At 44.0% G+C, this 16,109-nt stretch carries 13 protein-coding genes and 1 pseudogene; 8 read left to right on the forward strand and 6 right to left on the reverse strand.

What is annotated here, in order from left to right; translation table 11 throughout:
• The first annotated feature begins 60 nt into the window (after positions 1-60).
• On the forward strand, positions 61-252 hold the full coding sequence (locus ACMAZD_RS09740; RefSeq protein WP_435247077.1) for a hypothetical protein: 192 nt from the start codon (positions 61-63) through the stop codon (positions 250-252).
• Positions 253-390: 138 nt separating this feature from the next.
• On the opposite strand, the gene ACMAZD_RS09745 is transcribed toward ACMAZD_RS09740, so the two are convergent.
• Complete coding sequence (locus tag ACMAZD_RS09745) at positions 391-804, reverse strand: VF530 family DNA-binding protein (protein ID WP_435247078.1); 414 nt, start codon at positions 802-804, stop codon at positions 391-393.
• A 175-nt stretch (positions 805-979) separates the two neighbouring features.
• Between ACMAZD_RS09745 and ACMAZD_RS09750 the strand changes: the two are divergent.
• Positions 980-1,330: pseudogene (locus ACMAZD_RS09750) on the forward strand (HD-GYP domain-containing protein); the annotation flags it as partial.
• A 130-nt stretch (positions 1,331-1,460) separates the two neighbouring features.
• On the opposite strand, the gene gnd reads toward ACMAZD_RS09750, so the two are convergent.
• The 5 genes from gnd to ACMAZD_RS09775 all read right to left on the reverse strand — a co-directional run bounded on the left by gnd (position 1,461) and on the right by ACMAZD_RS09775 (position 8,040).
• Positions 1,461-2,909 carry a decarboxylating NADP(+)-dependent phosphogluconate dehydrogenase gene (gene gnd, locus ACMAZD_RS09755; protein WP_004733587.1) on the reverse strand — a complete coding sequence of 483 codons (1,449 nt, stop codon included), beginning with the start codon at positions 2,907-2,909 and terminating at the stop codon, positions 1,461-1,463.
• 28 nt (positions 2,910-2,937) lie between these two features.
• Positions 2,938-3,672 carry a 6-phosphogluconolactonase gene (gene pgl, locus ACMAZD_RS09760; protein ID WP_435247079.1) on the reverse strand — a complete coding sequence of 245 codons (735 nt, stop codon included), beginning with the start codon at positions 3,670-3,672 and terminating at the stop codon, positions 2,938-2,940.
• Positions 3,669-5,171 carry a glucose-6-phosphate dehydrogenase gene (gene zwf / locus ACMAZD_RS09765; RefSeq protein WP_435247080.1) on the reverse strand — a complete coding sequence of 501 codons (1,503 nt, stop codon included), beginning with the start codon at positions 5,169-5,171 and terminating at the stop codon, positions 3,669-3,671. The genes pgl and zwf overlap by 4 nt, the downstream gene beginning before the upstream one ends.
• A gap of 454 nt (positions 5,172-5,625) precedes the next feature.
• Positions 5,626-6,321, reverse strand: coding sequence for a response regulator (locus ACMAZD_RS09770; protein ID WP_435247081.1), 696 nt, complete (start codon positions 6,319-6,321; stop codon positions 5,626-5,628).
• Positions 6,322-6,387: 66 nt separating this feature from the next.
• Complete coding sequence (locus ACMAZD_RS09775; RefSeq protein ID WP_435247082.1) at positions 6,388-8,040, reverse strand: ATP-binding protein; 1,653 nt, start codon at positions 8,038-8,040, stop codon at positions 6,388-6,390.
• 586 nt (positions 8,041-8,626) lie between these two features.
• Here ACMAZD_RS09775 and ACMAZD_RS09780 point away from each other — a divergent pair.
• The 6 genes from ACMAZD_RS09780 to ACMAZD_RS09805 all read left to right on the forward strand — a co-directional run bounded on the left by ACMAZD_RS09780 (position 8,627) and on the right by ACMAZD_RS09805 (position 15,994).
• The gene (locus ACMAZD_RS09780; RefSeq protein WP_435247083.1) at positions 8,627-8,854 is read left to right on the forward strand and encodes a hypothetical protein; all 228 of its coding nucleotides are present in this window, start codon (positions 8,627-8,629) and stop codon (positions 8,852-8,854) included.
• Between the two features lie 215 nt (positions 8,855-9,069).
• Positions 9,070-10,506: a TolC family protein gene (locus tag ACMAZD_RS09785; RefSeq protein WP_435247084.1), complete on the forward strand. Its 1,437-nt coding sequence runs from the start codon at positions 9,070-9,072 to the stop codon at positions 10,504-10,506.
• A 3-nt stretch (positions 10,507-10,509) separates the two neighbouring features.
• On the forward strand, positions 10,510-11,484 hold the full coding sequence (locus ACMAZD_RS09790) for an HlyD family secretion protein (protein WP_435247085.1): 975 nt from the start codon (positions 10,510-10,512) through the stop codon (positions 11,482-11,484).
• A gap of 7 nt (positions 11,485-11,491) precedes the next feature.
• Positions 11,492-12,742, forward strand: coding sequence for an ABC transporter permease (locus ACMAZD_RS09795; protein WP_435247086.1), 1,251 nt, complete (start codon positions 11,492-11,494; stop codon positions 12,740-12,742).
• The gene (locus ACMAZD_RS09800) at positions 12,739-13,893 is read left to right on the forward strand and encodes an ABC transporter permease (protein WP_435247087.1); all 1,155 of its coding nucleotides are present in this window, start codon (positions 12,739-12,741) and stop codon (positions 13,891-13,893) included. The genes ACMAZD_RS09795 and ACMAZD_RS09800 overlap by 4 nt, the downstream gene beginning before the upstream one ends.
• A gap of 559 nt (positions 13,894-14,452) precedes the next feature.
• A complete protein-coding gene (locus ACMAZD_RS09805) occupies positions 14,453-15,994 on the forward strand; it encodes an alanine/glycine:cation symporter family protein (RefSeq protein WP_435247088.1) in 1,542 nt (513 codons plus the stop codon).
• The last annotated feature ends 115 nt before the right edge of the window (positions 15,995-16,109 follow it).

Below are 16,109 nucleotides of genomic sequence, written 5' to 3' on the forward strand. Positions count from 1 at the left end.
TTATTTTCCCAAAGGTGGGATAATTCTCCTGTCGAGAGTGAGAGTTAATTAGGAGGCGTTATGAACATAAAACTCGGTCATATCATGTCATCAAGTCGACTCATTTGCTTCGTCGGTTTTCTTACTGCCACATTCGCGTGGATTCTAAAAATGCCCGCTCTGTTTTCTGTGTCAGCGCTATTCCTACTGATCAGTGCCATTGTCTATGTCGTTGACCTTTGGAAGAATCAAAGAAAGAATCGCGAAGCTTAAGGCAAACGACTAAAGCGACACCCATTAAAAAAGGAGCGCTTAGGCTCCTTTTGTATTTTACAGTCAAGGCTTCGTCTATCTGACGATGATCGACTTACGCCTTTACATAGAGACGTTAAAACTAGCGACGCCTTTCTATTAACGACGGAAGTTACGACCGTTGCCGCCACGACGCTCTTTAAATGCAGATGCCGCTTTAGCTTGTGATGCTAGAATCGATTCAACCGTCAATTCCATTGGCTCACGAGGCTCTAAACCGTGACGGAATGTACGTGAACGAGGAGGCATCTGGTATTCGATATCAGAAGCTTTAGGCATGCGCTTGAAACGGTAAAGGTAGAAGTTCTCTACTTTCTCACGAGCCCACTCTGTTTTCTTCAAGTATTTAACGGTACTTGCTACTGTCGGCTTAGTGTTAAAGCAGTTCATGCGCATTGCTGCATCCAAAATTTCCCAACCATAATGATCCACTAATTCAGTGATCATAGTGTCTAGCTTCAAGCCATGCAGAGGGTTGTTCTGTTGCAGTTCGATTCTTTCTTCTTCAGTCATAATATTACCTTTTCCAAGGCAACTAAAGGCCTTGAATTTACTCTAGAACACCGTCATCACTGACCACTTCTAGCTCAATCACTTGGGCATTACATCCATTGCCCTTATCTATGCCTTTATGATGGCATAAAGCATGCCAGTGATCCTATTTTTCTTTTAATTTAATTTCAAAATGGTCAATTACCATACCTCTATGTGTGCTGACGAAATACAGTTCATTAAAAATATCGTGCGCAATCATCATAAGCGGTTTGATGGCACAGGGTTACCTGATGCTTTGAGTAACACAGCAATACCGCTCGAAGCCCGCATCGTGACATTAGCCGATGTGTTTGATGCGCTAATGAGCAAAAGAGCCTATAAGCACGCATGGACACTCAATGAAGCGATTGAATATATTGAAGCGCACAACGGTTTAATATTCGACCCAGAATGTGTTAAAGCCCTTAAACAGAACCTAGACAACTTTATGGCAATTCGAGAGCAATACAACGACGATACTCAGTCACAGGTCATGATTGCTTGAGCTAGGAATTCTTGGTTGTGTAGACCAAAGAAAACGCGAAACAACAAAAAAGGATGCCCATTGGCATCCTTTTGTTTTCTAGTTTACAACTGAAAGAACGAACGTGTTCTTAACTGATTCTAACTTACGATTATACGTCGTAAGTTGTAGAAGCAGTATCGCCGCCTGTACCAGTCCAGTTTGTGTGGAAGAACTCACCACGTGGACGGTCAGTACGCTCGTAAGTGTGAGCACCAAAGTAGTCACGTTGAGCTTGTAGAAGGTTCGCTGGAAGACGAGCTGTTGTATAGCCGTCTAGGAACGTTAGTGCAGAAGTCATACATGGCATTGGGATGCCAGATTCCATAGACTTAGCTGCAACTTTACGCCAAGCGCCCATGCAGTTGTCTAGGATGCCTTTGAAGTATGCATCTGAACCTAGGAAAGCGATCTCTGGGTTCGCTTCGTAAGCATCACGAATGTTGCCTAGGAATGCAGAACGGATGATACAACCGCCACGCCACATAAGAGCAACGTTACCGTAGTTTAGATCCCAGCCGTTTTCGTTCGACGCTTCACGCATTAGCATGAAACCTTGAGCGTAAGAGATGATCTTAGAAGCAAGTAGAGCCTGACGGATTGCATCAACCCACTCTTGCTTGTCGCCTTCAACTGGAGCAACAGTCTTGCCGAACAGTTTTTCAGCTTCAACACGTTGGTCTTTAAGCGCAGATAGGCAACGAGAGAATACAGACTCAGTGATTAGAGTCAGTGGGATACCCATGTCTAGTGCGTTGATACCTGTCCATTTGCCTGTACCTTTTTGGCCAGCAGTGTCTAGGATCTTCTCAACTAGCGCTTCACCGTCTTCATCTTTGTAGCCAAGGATGTCAGCAGTGATTTCTACTAGGTAGCTATCTAGCTCAGTTTTGTTCCAGTCAGCAAATACAGCCTGCATTTCGTCGTGGTTCATACCTAGGCCATCTTTCATGAACTGGTATGCTTCAGTGATAAGCTGCATGTCACCGTATTCGATGCCATTGTGAACCATCTTAACGAAGTGACCAGCACCGTCGTTACCAACCCAATCACAACAAGGCTCACCTGCGTCAGTTTTCGCAGAGATACCTTGGAAGATAGGCTTAACCGCTTCCCAAGCTTCAGGAGAACCGCCAGGCATGATAGAAGGACCGAAACGAGCGCCTTCTTCACCACCAGAAACACCCGTACCGATGAAATGGATGCCTTTCTCGCGAAGAGCAGCAACACGACGGTTAGTGTCTGGGAAGTTAGTGTTACCACCATCAATGATGATGTCGCCTTTATCTAGAAGTGGTACAAGCTTGTCGATGAACGTATCTACAACGTCACCAGCACGAACCATAAGCATCACTTTACGTGGCGCTTCTAGTTTCTCAACTAGCTCTTCTAAAGAGTAAGCACCAACAATGTTAGTACCTTTAGCTGGGCCTTCTAGGAACTCGTCTACTTTCGCAGCAGTACGGTTGTGAGCCACAACTTTGAAGCCGTGGTCGTTCATGTTTAGGATAAGGTTCTGACCCATTACTGCTAGGCCAATTACACCGATATCACCTTTCATTATTTTATCTCCTTGCGGCTATTCGCACTTATGCGATAGCACTTGCTGCATTTGAATCTAGGAACCACTCTGTTTCGCCAGTTTTAGACTGGATTTTCGCTGCCGGGTAAGGCAGTTCTGAAGCAGGAGTTGTATGAATTTCTTTAACGATCTCAACTTTACCTGCACCCAGTACTAGGTAGCTGATTCGTTTTGCTGCTTCTAAAACTTTCGCTGTTTTAGAAACACGGATCTGGCCTGACTCTGGGTGAGAAGCTAATACAGATAGGTTCTCATCTTGGTAGTCAGTTGCACCCGGGAATAGTGAAGCTGTGTGGCCGTCTGCACCAACACCTAGCAGGATCCAATCGAAAACAGGTGTGCCGTTTTCTGTTGGAATCACGTCTGCCATCTCTTTTGCGAAACGCTCTGCTTCTGCTTTTGGCTCATCTTCACCACGGATGCGGTGGATGTTTTCAGCAGGAAGGTTTACTTGAGTCAATTCTTTTAGTTTTGAAAATAATAGCGCGTTTGCTTCACCGTAATTGCTTTCAGCGTCGACTGGTGCCACGCAACGTTCATCGCCCCACCAGAAATGAAGGTTATTCCATTGAATGCCTTCTGCGTATGGTGCTTGAGCTAAAAGCTTAAAAAGCATTTTTGGCGTGCTGCCACCTGACAGTGAAATGTGAACAGGTTTACCCTGCTCGCTGTAAGCTTTCATTTCGTTTGCTAGGTTTTCAACGACTAATTCAGGCGTTGCAAAGATCTTGTGATTGATCATAGTTCGCAGTAATCCGTGTCTGTTAAGTTTTTGCATGGGAAACGCCATGCGCGGCCATCACGCTGCAGAAGCTCATCGGCTTCTTGTGGGCCCCAAGTACCACAAGCATAGCCAAACAGTGCTTGAGGGTCTTGCTTAAAATCCAAGATCGGTTGAACGTACTTCCAACATGCTTCTACTGCATCTGTACGTGCAAACAGAGTCGCATCACCGTTCAGTGCATCAAGAAGAAGACGCTCATAAGCCGTTAGCATCTGAGTCTCAGGTAGATCAGAGTAAGAGAAGTTCATTTTCACTTCTTTTGCTTTGAAACCTGCACCTGGCTCTTTCAAACCAAAGCTCATCTGAATACCTTCATCCGGTTGGATACGGATAATCAGTTTGTTCTCTGGTGCATCTTGACCAAATACTGGATGAGGTGTGTTCTTAAAGTGAATCACGATTTCCGTTACGCGCGTTGGTAAGCGTTTACCCGTACGTACGTAGAAAGGAACCCCATTCCAACGCCAGTTGTTGATGTGTGCTTTAAGACCAATATACGTTTCAGTACGAGAGTCATCTGCTACACCCGGCTCTTCACGATAACCAGGTAAGTGCTGGCCACGAACGTCTGATGCAGTGTACTGACCTAGAACCAAATTTTTACGTAAGTCATCTTCTTCCAGTGGTTTGAGACACTGAAGTACTTTAACCACTTCATCACGAATTGAATCCGCATTGATTTGCGCAGGTGGCTCCATACCAACCATTGCTAATACTTGTAGTAGATGGTTTTGGAACATGTCACGAACTGCACCAGAACCGTCGTAGTATCCGCCACGCTCCTCTACGCCAAGGAACTCAGCACCTGTAATTTCAACGTATTCAATGAAGTTACGGTTCCACAGTGGTTCAAACATCGCGTTTGAGAAACGAAGCACTAGAAGGTTTTGTACCGTTTCTTTACCCAGGTAATGGTCGATACGGTAAATCTGGTGTTCTTGGAAGTGATGATGGATCTCTTCATCCAGTGCTTGAGCTGATGCTAGATCGTAACCAAATGGCTTCTCAATGATCAGACGACGCCAGCCGTTCTTCTCATCGTTCAGACCATGTGCAGCAAGGTTTGCTGGAATCACACCATAAAGGCTTGGCGGGGTTGCCAAGTAGAACAATGTGTTATGGTTTTCGAATTGGTAGTCTTGCTCAAGCTTATCCAGACGTTGTGCTAGACGAGCGTAATCGTCTAAATCTGAAGTGTTGATCGCTTGATAATGCAGATGTTCAATAAATGCATTCAGCGTCTCTGGCTCAGTTTTTTCCATTTCCTGAAGAGACTTCTTCAGCTTCTCACGGTAAGACTCATCGCTGTACTCAGTACGGCTCACTCCAAGAATCGCAAAGGATTCTGGAAGTTGATTGCTAGCATACAGGTGGTACAAAGCAGGAATTAACTTACGGTAAGTTAGATCTCCCGACGCACCAAAAATAACGATGCTGCTGTTTTCAGGTATTACCATCATCTTTCCTATAAAAACAAGGTTTTTAGTATTCGCCAAAGGTATCAGCGACATACGAAAATAGATAATAGGTCTTAGCTATTACATCAATAGCGAGTGCCTATTACACTTGAGAATGCGTTTGGTAAACGAGGGTGAATGCTATCACCTCTATTCGGGACAGTATTGTCTATGAGTATTTGATTTACATCAACCACTGTGAAAGCAATCGATTAAATATTGACTCATTTCGAACAAATTCTAATCGATAGCGAAGTTCACAAAGGTCGAAATAGCAGTAAATCGGCATTCTCAAACATTGTAGTAAAGAAAGAATGCCATCTGGTCTGTGGAGTGAGTAGTAGATTGGTGTTAAAAAGTAAACCGTTCTTATTCAACTTGTTTTACAGTTAAAAAATTACGGGATTGTGTCTGTTGTTATCTGTCTTAGGGAAGTCATATTTGTTGAGCGCGACTACTTTCGCGGTTTGTTATAGCAACGTTCAGGCCGCCCTACTGTGCCATAGTTTAAGTCAGCCACTAATTCGCCAGTTGTGATAAGAAATTCCAAATAGCGTCGAGCTATCGTTCGGCTTGCTCCAATGCGTTCGCCTGCTTCATCCGCAGTAATATCTGCGATGTCGGCTTGCTGAAAAATAGCTCTAATTTTATCAAGCGTTACACCATCGATCCCTTTCGGTAACGTAGAAACCTTTCGAGAATCTGCCTTGGCATTGGCTTGCAGCATCTTGTCGACCAAGCCTTGGTTTAAGTCAGACACACTTTCAAATTCTTGTTGTTGCGATTGGTACTTTTTCAGCGCCGCTTCCAATCGAGGAAACATCACAGGTTTCAGTAGATAGTCGACCACTCCGCCGCGCATCGCCTGTTGCAGTGTGTCGACATCTCGATCTGCGGTAATCAGAATCACATCACAGCCCTGATTACTACCTCGAACATGGTTCAAAATATCAAGTCCGCATCCGTCCGGCAGATACACATCCAATAAAACCAAATCAGGTTTTAAGATATCTAACTGCATTAACGCTTCAGACTGTGTGGTCGCAATCCCGACCACATCAAAGCCACCCATCTGTTCTAAATAGCGATGGTGAAGCTCTGCAATCGCAATATCATCTTCAATGACCATGACTCTCGTGATTGCGTTCATTTATGTTCTTCCTTTAACCATTGTATTCCTGTCACGACGATCTTCACTCGATCGCTCCGTGCTTAATTATTGTTGTTCTTCTTTCGGTAAATACACTGTCATGCGTGACCCAAAGTCAAGGTTATCAACCATTTCTAGTTGCCCTTGATAACGATCGGCAAGTTGCTTAATGAGATACAAACCAACACCTCGGTTCTGCTTTGCTTTACTCGATACGCCTTTTTCGGTCAGTGCGTTGGTTGCCAAGTGTTTTGGCAGACCACACCCTTTGTCTTCGACTTCCACTATAATTTCATTGCCAAAATCGCTGATCGACACATCGATTACGCGACGAGCTGGGGCTATTGGGCCTTCTTGTTTAATTGCCATCATGGTGGCATCAAATGCGTTATCAACCAGGTTGCCAAGAATCGTCACGACATCCTCTGCGTTTAACCAAACTGGTAATGCCTCTAGCCTTGAGTCTTCTTCAACTTTAAGCTCTAAACCAATCTCTCTTGCTCGCTCTGTCTTGCCTAAAAGCATGCCCGCGATCAGTGGATCTTTCACTGTCTCTCTTAAGAACTCAATTAAGTTCTGGTAATGAGCGGTTTCTTGCCCAATCAATTGTTGAACAGAGTCCAACTCGCCCATTTGAATCAAGCCACTGATCGTATTGAGCTTATTTTGATGTTCATGCGTTTGCGAACGAAGTAAGTCTGCATACTCTTTTGTTTGAGAAAGCTGATCGGTTAAATCGTTTATTTCATCTCGTAATCGGAAACTGGACACCGCACCGACCACTTCACCCGCCACTATAATTAGGCTGCGGTTGGCAATGATTCGCTTATTGTTCAGGTACAATTCAACATCGTGATCGGTATCGCCCGTCGATAACAGCTGCTCTAAGTCACTGCCCACCAACACATCAGATAGACGTTGTTGATTGAGTGCTTTATCTCGGTCTATAGACAAAATATCGCAGGCGCTTTTGTTTATTGATCGCAAAATACCGTTCTTATCGATACTTAAAATGCCCTCTTTCACGGTACTCATGGTCACATCAAGTTCTACGTATAAGCGGCCAATCTCTTCTGGCTCAAAGCCGAGAATAGCGCGTTGAAAACGACGAGATACATAGCTGGAAATCACCGCATTAACCGCAACCACCAGCAATGCCATGACGATCAAAAAGGCTAAATAAGGTTCAATTCTGTCTTGGAGAGAATCCAGTAGGTAACCCACCGAGACCACTCCAATCACATTACCGTTTTGGTCTTTTACGGCAGATTTACCACGGACGGAGAAGCCGAGCGATCCTTTAGCCGTCGATACATAAGACTCACCCAACACCAAAGCCTTCTGATTGTCACCACCACGCATAGGCTTTCCAAGCCTGTCATCATAAGGGTGTATCAGTCGAATACCCTTTTCATCACCAATCACAATAAAGGCTGCTCCAATGAGCTCAGTAAGACCTCGGTATTTATCTTGGATTTGAGTAGTCAGAACGTAAGGTTTGCCATCGGATATAGCATTGTTCTTTTGAATAAGTTGGATAACGCGTGGTGATTCAGAAAGAAACTCTGCAACGCCCAAAGCCTTCAAACCCATCTCTTGTTCTTGAGATTGTTTGATGTAATAAAAACCTGCTGCTGAAAGAATCAAAAGTTCAACGAGGCCAGTTACCGTCATGATAATCAGTAACCTTTTGCGGAAACTGATATAACTCCATTTCATATAAGACCGTCCCTAGTGCTTAACGGACAATGTTAACACCAAGTTAATCTCCTGGCCTTTTTGCTTATACGAATTTGTGACTGTTACTCAACTAAATAATTGAGCATGTTATTAATTGATATTGCTTTACGTTATACAGCCCAACAAATCGCTCATTTTTAGAACGGATTAACTTAACAAGACAAACAAACGATTAAATATTGAGCTAGATCACTAAGCTTTTAGGTGTTTTTTAGGTTGTTTAAAATAAATACAACTATAATAGTTGCATATGAAGGAGTTCTTTGATGGTGAGTGATGAGTCGCACTTTCAAGACACCGTTGTAACCGAGCCAAATCGGTTAACAGGTCAGCAACAATCACTTCAATAATACACTTATCAGTATGAGCAGTTATGAATCACCAGACTTAAACTGTGTGGATGGGCAAGCTCTCCTCCCATTCTCATCTAACGCTAGGTGAAGACGCTCAAGTGTTAATAGGGAATAACACCGAATACGAGCCAATGATGCCAAGCGTGGCACTGTCGAATTTAAACCGGATAAAAAACATAACGTACAAACATTGTTGAAAAGGAAACCAGGCAATGAAACGCGATAATTTTGGAATTTGCCTTACTAAGGCTATGCTGTTCAAAAACTTACAATCTACTTTTACTCATGTCAGAGCTTATGAGAAGGACGAGACATCCCCACTCGACCTAAAAGTGTTGTTAGCTTTCCCACAAATGTCAGGTAGAGATTTATTACAAACCATGCAAGGTTCAAGACAATTGGTGTGGCGTGCCGATCACCATTGCGCAAGCTTCAAATAGAGCCCTTAATTTTGTAATAAACGCTTCTATACTGAACGAAAAGAGCACACTTTGTCATGCTCTTTTCGTCTCAGTGATCTTTAATATCCATATCACATAACTTATTACATTTAATTAACGAGTTATGAGAGTTTCGATTCATGTGAGACAATCAACTCAAGACAAATGATGATTCCCTTGTTAACATTAGAGCTAATACTCTAATCTGGTATTTAATGCAGATGACCAAACCAAAATTACGATGCCTTACGATTGCCAGTATTCTTATCGGTACTATCGGCGCGCCAAGCTATGCAGCCCCGCTTTCTTTCCCAGAAGCGTGGCAAATATTACAAGAGAACAACAACTCTCTTGCTGCTCAACAAGCAAATGTTGAGCGTTATCAACATCTTCAAAACGCAACCGGAAGCCTTAATCTTCCTTCTGTGACCTTAGGTGCAAACTACACTCACCTTGATAGTGACGTCACCATTAATGGTGAACAGTTCGGTGATAGCTTAAGCGGAGTAAATCCAGCATTTGCTCCCTTCTTAGCGCAATTAGGTGGTGTTACCTCAACCATCACCGAGCAAGACATCTTCAGCTCTTCCATCCGTGCTATTTGGCCTATCTTTACCGGCGGACGAATTACCGCTGCGCAGACTGCTGCCGAAGGTAAAAGCGAAGAAGCGCAAAGCCAGTTGTTGATGGAAAGACAAGCTCGCTACGAAGACTTAAGTAAGTATTACTTCTCGGTGATCTTAGCGGAAGATGTAGTCAAAACACGTCAAGCCGTTGAAGCAGGCTTAACTCAACACCGTGATTTCGCTATCAAACTCGAACAGCAAGGACAAATTGCACGAGTAGAACGCCTTCAGGCGGATGCTTCTTTAGATAAAGCGTTAGTGGAACGCACCAAGGCTGAGAATGATCTTAAGATTGCTCAATTAGCCCTTACCCAAATTCTCGGTCAAAGCCAAAACGTTGAACCTTCAGAGCAACTATTTATCAACAAAAACCTACCTCATATGGATGTGTTTATTGATCAAACACTCATGACCTACCCCGGTCTTAAGATCCTTGATGCAAAAGAGAAACAAGCAAGCAGCTTAATCAAGGCAGAGAAAGGTAAATACTACCCTGAAGTTTACCTATACGGTGATTACAGCCTTTACGAAGATGACTCGCTCGCCAGTGAAATGAAACCAGATTGGTTAGTCGGCATTGGTGTGAACGTCCCGCTTATCGATACTTCTGGTCGCTCAGACAAAGTCGCAGCGGCTCATAGCGCGGTATCGCAAGTTCAATTCCTTAAATCTCAAGCTAAGCAAGACTTAACCGTGTTGGTTCAAAAAACTTACCTTGAAGCAAACCAAGCGATTGAAGAGGTTCAAGGCCTCAATTCAAGCCTCTCTTTGGCTGAAGAGAATCTGTCGCTTCGTAAAAAGGCGTTCACTCAAGGGCTTTCTAACTCGTTAGAAGTGGTTGATGCTGAGCTTTATCTTGCGAGCATCAAAACTCAACAATCTGCTGCACGATTCAAATACCTAATCTCTCTCAACAAGCTTTTGGCGCTAACCAGCGAAATGAACGCTTATTCGAGTTACTTAACTTCTTCTGTTCCGTCTGACTTCGACTCAAAAACAGACACCGATAGCCAGTCAAAAGGATAATTCATGAAACCTATTAAGCCCCTTCTTCTATCTTTAGTTGGTATCGGCGTTATTGGCTGGGTCGGATACAGTTTCTACCAAGCTTACCAACCTCAGCCGGTTAAGCTTCAAGGTCAAATCGATGCGCAGCAATACAGCATCTCATCGAAAGTACCTGGCAGAATTGATGAAATATTCGTGCGTAAAGGCGATTCAGTTGAAAAAGGCGAATTGATCTTTTCTCTTCTTAGCCCTGAGATTGACGCGAAGCTAGAACAAGCAAAAGCAGGTCAAAAAGCCGCTGGCGCATTAGCAAAACAAGCAGAGAATGGTGCCCGTACTCAGCAAATCCAAGCCGCTAAAGACCAATGGTTGAAAGCAAAAGCGGCAGCCGATCTTATGGACAAAACCTACCAACGCGTCAATAACCTCTACAACGATGGTGTGGTTGCAGAGCAAAAACGTGACGAAGCCAAAACACAGTGGCAAGCAGCGAAATACACAGAGAGTGCCGCTTTCCAAATGTACCAACTGGCACAAGAAGGCGCTCGTGACGAAACCAAAGTCGCAGCGGCTCAAAAAGCATTGATGGCAGCCGGTACCGTGGCAGAAGTAGAAGCGTACGCAAAAGACACTCAGATCCACAGCTGGTTTAGCGGTGAAGTGGCTCAAGTATTGCTAAGCAGTGGTGAGTTAGCCCCACAAGGCTTCCCTGTTGTCACTGTTATCGATACTCAAGACGCATGGGCTGTGCTCAACGTTCGCGAAGATATGTTGAAGCATTTCGAGAAAGGCAGCCAGTTTGAGGCATACCTACCAGCTCTGGATAAATCATTAACTTTCCAAGTGACTCACATTGCCGTAATGGGTGATTTCGCGACTTGGCGTTCAACAGACGCAGCACAAGGCTTCGACTTACGCACTTTTGAAGTAGAAGCGCACCCTGTCGATACCAACGAAACACTGCGTATGGGCATGAGCCTAGTGGTTGAGCTTTAGGTGACGTATGTCTGCTAACTTTCGCTCTACAGGCGCGCAATCACCGGATCACCGTCAAGTGAAAAATACATTGCTTAGGCAGTGGACGATTGTCCGCAAAGACAAGTGGTTGTTGTCGTGTCTAACTTGGGTACCCTTGCTTCTTGCTGCCAGTATTTGGCTGATTTTTTCACAAGGCATCGCCCGTGATTTACCTGTTGCGGTAGTTGACCTTGAACATAGCAAAATTTCGCAACAGTTCACGCGCTTAGTTGATGCGTCACCGACGCTGCAAGTGAGTCAGAAATACAGCTCAGCTAGCGAAGCAGCTAAGGCTATGATTGAACACGATATCTACGGCTATGTTGTCATCCCTAGACACTTTGACCGAGATATCTACCTAGGATTAAATCCGCAAGTTTCCGTGTTCTATAACAGTCAATTTATCTTGATCGGAAAACTGGTGAACTCGGCTCTGCTGCAGGCTCAAGGTACATTTAACGCGCAACTCGAAGTGGTTAGACAGCTTTCACACGGTGATACCACAGTGCTATCGGCATTGGGGCAAGCAGTCACGGTGCAAAGCCAGATCACGCCATTGTTTAATAAGAACACCAGTTATGCGCAGTTCTTGGTATCAGCCGTAATTCCTGCGTTATGGCAGATCATGATAGTCGTCGGCACGATTTTAGTATTGACTGCAAACGTACGAGCTCGCGGTTTGAAAGCATGGCTATCGAACTCTCCTATCAAGTCACTGGCATCAACATTAACGCCTTATATGGTAATGTTTTTGGCGTTTGGAGTTGCCTTTAGCTTCTGGTTCTATGGCCTACTCGACTGGCCATTCAATGGTAGCTTTATGGCACTGACGATCGCCCAATTGCTTACTGTCATCAGTTGTATCATCATGGGTTGTTTGTTTTTCTTCTTAACGCTTGATCCAGCGAGAGCCATGAGTTTTGCGGGTGCTTTCACCGCGCCAAGTTTCGCGTTCATGGGAATTACCTTCCCAGTAACCGACATGAACACGGCGGCTCAAGTTTGGAGAAGCTTACTGCCAGCGAGCCACTACATCGAAGTACAAACAGCGCAATCCAGTTATGGCGTGAGCTCGGCACAATCGCTGATCAGCCTCTCCTCTATGTTGTGGTACGCAGTTCCTGCTTTCGTGGTGATCTTGTTGATTAAGAAGCACTTGGTGCAAGCAGATCTATCTGCAAAAGCAACATCGTCAACACAGCCAAAAGCATCAGAACAACAAGGAGTAAAACAATGAGCTTTACTCAATTGCTGAAACAAGAACTCTTAGCGGTACTGCGTAATCCCGTTGTACTTCTGACTGTGTTCGGCGGTGTGGTCTTCTATTCATTCTTGTATCCATTGCCTTACGCAAACCAAGTTCCTCAACAGCTTAAAGCTTCCGTTGTGAACTTGGATAAGAGCCAAAGCAGCTACCAGTTAGAAAGAATGGTAGATGCCACGTCTCAAATTGACTTGGTACGCCGTGACTCCACCATCGCCGGTGCTAAGCAAGCTGTTCTTAATCAAGAGATTGGCGGGTTCATCGTCATCCCAGAGAACTTCTATAAAGACCTGCTCCTAGGTAAGAGCCCGACGCTTTCTTACGCTGGTGATGCATCTTACTTCTTGGTCTACGGAACCATTGTTGAAGGGCTTGCCAAGGCAGGCGGCACGTTAGCTGCGCAAGTAAAAGTCAGCCACTTGTTAGTCGAAGGTGTGCCGTTAGAATCGGCTGCAAAAGGCTACAGCGCGTTTAGCTTGAATCTGAAACCAACCTTCAATAGTCGCATGGGCTACATCGATTACGTGGTTCCAGCGGTGTTTGTGTTGATCCTACAACAAACCTTGGCTATGGCTTCTGGCTTAGTCGGTGCAACACAAAACGCTCAATCGACGTTTGGCTATTGGAGTAAGACCTCTCCAGCGAAACTGATGCTTGCTCGCTGTTGTACCTTAGTTGGCATTTATTACCTGTTGTCGATGTATTACTTCGGCGCAAGCTTTTCGATGTATGGCATTAACCTGCTTACCTCCATAACAAACATTTTGACTTTACTGCTGCCCTTCTTATTGGGCAGTTGTTTGATTGGGATTTTTGTTGGTGAGCTGGTTCCAAGAAGAGAGTTAGTCACGGTTGTGGTGTTAATCAGTTCCATGCCGCTTATCTTCTCTTCAGGTTTTATCTGGCCTGTTGAAATGATGCCTGAATGGTTAGTACTGCTGTCACAGTTATTCCCAAGCACACCAGCTATCCAAGGTTTCTTAGCGCTTAATCAGATGGGTGCATCTTGGCAAGAAGTCGCGTCTCAATGGACATTACTATGGGAACAAGTCGCTTTATGGGGGGCGTTATTAGCACTTAAGCTTTACCACAAGTCGAGTAAACATATCACTGGATCCGTGTAGCGCTAGTATCTAAACGCTAAGCCTCATGCTCATGCTCATCGTAAACCATTAAAAAGACTCTGATAAAGGGCCTTTTTAATGCCCTCTGGCCTCACTCCATCTTCAGCCATCAATGGTTTAAACACTTCACAAGCACATATCGAATAATCAAACTCGCCGACTTCCCTGTGATCCCCCACTATACTTCACCTTAGCTGGTCGCTATAACAGCTACTGCATATGCCTTTTTCAACCTAAAAAGCATCGACTTATTCCAAAACAATGACAAAACCCGAAAAATTGTAAATTTATTGTAAAAATATCTTTGAGGGTATTGTTTTTATGTATAGGATTATCAGTAGGGCTTGGTAGGCCGAATACCATAGTCTTATTGGTTCACATAGCAAAAGGATATCCATACAAAGCAAGATCAGTACTTATCTTTATTTCGTTTTTCGACCTAGATACAGCCGTTTGTGTTGCCGTCAAATGAAGTAGATAAATCACTAAAATATAAAAATCAAATAGAAAACAAACACAACAGTAGCAAATATAATTTAATAAAAAGATAGGGAAAGCCATGAAAAACATACGTGAATTATTTTTTGGGTTTATATTATTGTTTAGTTCCAGTGCATTTGCAGAAGAAGGATCATTTAGCCAAGGTATCAGTAACTTAAGTAAAAGTGTTGATGGTTTTTTCAATGACTACACAGGGTGGTTCGTTGGATTAATATTTAAAAGTGTTCCGCTCGGTGAAGCAAATTTCCCAATCATTGTTGGTTGGCTCTTGCTCGCCGCGATTATCTTCACTGTTTATTTTGGCTTTGTTCAATTTAAACGTGTTGGTATGGCGATAGACATTATCAAAGGTAAGTATACCGACCCTAACTCCAAAGAGGATGGCGAGGTTTCTCACTTTCAAGCTCTTACAACGGCTCTTTCTGGAACCGTCGGGCTTGGTAACATTGCCGGCGTTGGTGCGGCACTTGCAATTGGTGGCCCTGGTGCAACATTCTGGATGATCTTGTGTGGTCTTCTAGGCATGGCTTCTAAATTCTGTGAGTGCACCTTAGGTGTAAAATACCGAACTATCCTACCTTCAGGTGTTGTTTCGGGTGGTCCAATGTACTACCTAAGCCAAGGTCTTGGTGAAAGAGGTTTAGGCGGACTAGGTAAAGTCCTTGCTATTGGTTTTGCGTTAATGTGTATTTTAGGTGCATTGGGCGGCGGTAACATGTTCCAAGCGAACCAAGCACATGCCATGCTCACTTACGCATTTGATGTGCCTAGTGAATACGGTGTTATCACAGGGCTTGTACTCGCTACCTTAGTATTTTCAGTTATTGTTGGCGGTATGCCTTCTATTGCTTCGGTAACAGAAAAAGTTGTTCCTTGGATGGCTGCTCTGTATATCGGTATGGCTCTCATTGTTATCGGCTCTAACCTTGATCAAGTGGGTCCTGCGTTCAGTGCCATCTTTACAGGTGCATTTACCGGTGAAGGCGTGGTTGGCGGATTTATTGGTGCGTTAATCCAAGGTCTGAAACGTGCTACGTTCTCAAACGAAGCTGGTGTAGGTTCAGCAGCAATCGCTCACTCAGCCGTAAAAACAAAAGAACCAATCACGGAAGGTCTTGTATCACTATTAGAACCATTTGTTGATACGGTAATCATTTGTACAATGACAGCATTGGTTATCACTATCGCTGGCTTAAACGTAGGTCCATTCGATGGAACAGGTTTAACGGGTGTGACGCTGACTGCTGCATCGTTTACTGAAACTGCAGAAGTGTTTAAATACACACTCGCTCTCGCGGTAATCATGTTTGCGTTTTCGACAATGATTTCTTGGTCATACTACGGTCTTAAGGCTTGGACTTACCTATTTGGTGAAGGCAAAACAACGGAACTGATTTTTAAAGTGATGTTCTCTGTGTTTGTTGTTATTGGTGCGACGATTCAGTTTGGTGCGGTAATCGACTTCTCTGATGCGGCTATCTTTGCGATGTCTATCTTTAACATTCTTGGTCTGTACTTCTTGATGCCAGTTGTGAAAAAAGAACTGCAATCATTTGTTACTCGTGTGAAATCAGGTGAAATCAAGACTTACGACAAATAGCTCACGATTGTCGTTAATAACACTGTTCTAAAAATTTTTGTAAGACCCTTTGCTTGAGAAAGCGAGAACAGGACTGCAACATATCTAAAATCCCTGCTGGCTTTGCTTGTGGGGA

The organism is Vibrio sp. nBUS_14 (assembly GCF_051201655.1).
Lineage (GTDB): Bacteria > Pseudomonadota > Gammaproteobacteria > Enterobacterales > Vibrionaceae > Vibrio.

What these genes read in the sequence shown, in the direction of transcription:
- ACMAZD_RS09740 (WP_435247077.1), top strand. Translation starts at nt 61, where the DNA reads ATGAACATAAAACTCGGTCATATCATGTCATCAAGTCGACTCATTTGC.
- ACMAZD_RS09745 (WP_435247078.1), bottom strand. Translation starts at nt 804, where the DNA reads ATGACTGAAGAAGAAAGAATCGAACTGCAACAGAACAACCCTCTGCAT.
- gnd (WP_004733587.1), bottom strand. Translation starts at nt 2,909, where the DNA reads ATGAAAGGTGATATCGGTGTAATTGGCCTAGCAGTAATGGGTCAGAAC.
- pgl (WP_435247079.1), bottom strand. Translation starts at nt 3,672, where the DNA reads ATGATCAATCACAAGATCTTTGCAACGCCTGAATTAGTCGTTGAAAAC.
- zwf (WP_435247080.1), bottom strand. Translation starts at nt 5,171, where the DNA reads ATGGTAATACCTGAAAACAGCAGCATCGTTATTTTTGGTGCGTCGGGA.
- ACMAZD_RS09770 (WP_435247081.1), bottom strand. Translation starts at nt 6,321, where the DNA reads ATGAACGCAATCACGAGAGTCATGGTCATTGAAGATGATATTGCGATT.
- ACMAZD_RS09775 (WP_435247082.1), bottom strand. Translation starts at nt 8,040, where the DNA reads ATGAAATGGAGTTATATCAGTTTCCGCAAAAGGTTACTGATTATCATG.
- ACMAZD_RS09780 (WP_435247083.1), top strand. Translation starts at nt 8,627, where the DNA reads ATGAAACGCGATAATTTTGGAATTTGCCTTACTAAGGCTATGCTGTTC.
- ACMAZD_RS09785 (WP_435247084.1), top strand. Translation starts at nt 9,070, where the DNA reads ATGCAGATGACCAAACCAAAATTACGATGCCTTACGATTGCCAGTATT.
- ACMAZD_RS09790 (WP_435247085.1), top strand. Translation starts at nt 10,510, where the DNA reads ATGAAACCTATTAAGCCCCTTCTTCTATCTTTAGTTGGTATCGGCGTT.
- ACMAZD_RS09795 (WP_435247086.1), top strand. Translation starts at nt 11,492, where the DNA reads ATGTCTGCTAACTTTCGCTCTACAGGCGCGCAATCACCGGATCACCGT.
- ACMAZD_RS09800 (WP_435247087.1), top strand. Translation starts at nt 12,739, where the DNA reads ATGAGCTTTACTCAATTGCTGAAACAAGAACTCTTAGCGGTACTGCGT.
- ACMAZD_RS09805 (WP_435247088.1), top strand. Translation starts at nt 14,453, where the DNA reads ATGAAAAACATACGTGAATTATTTTTTGGGTTTATATTATTGTTTAGT.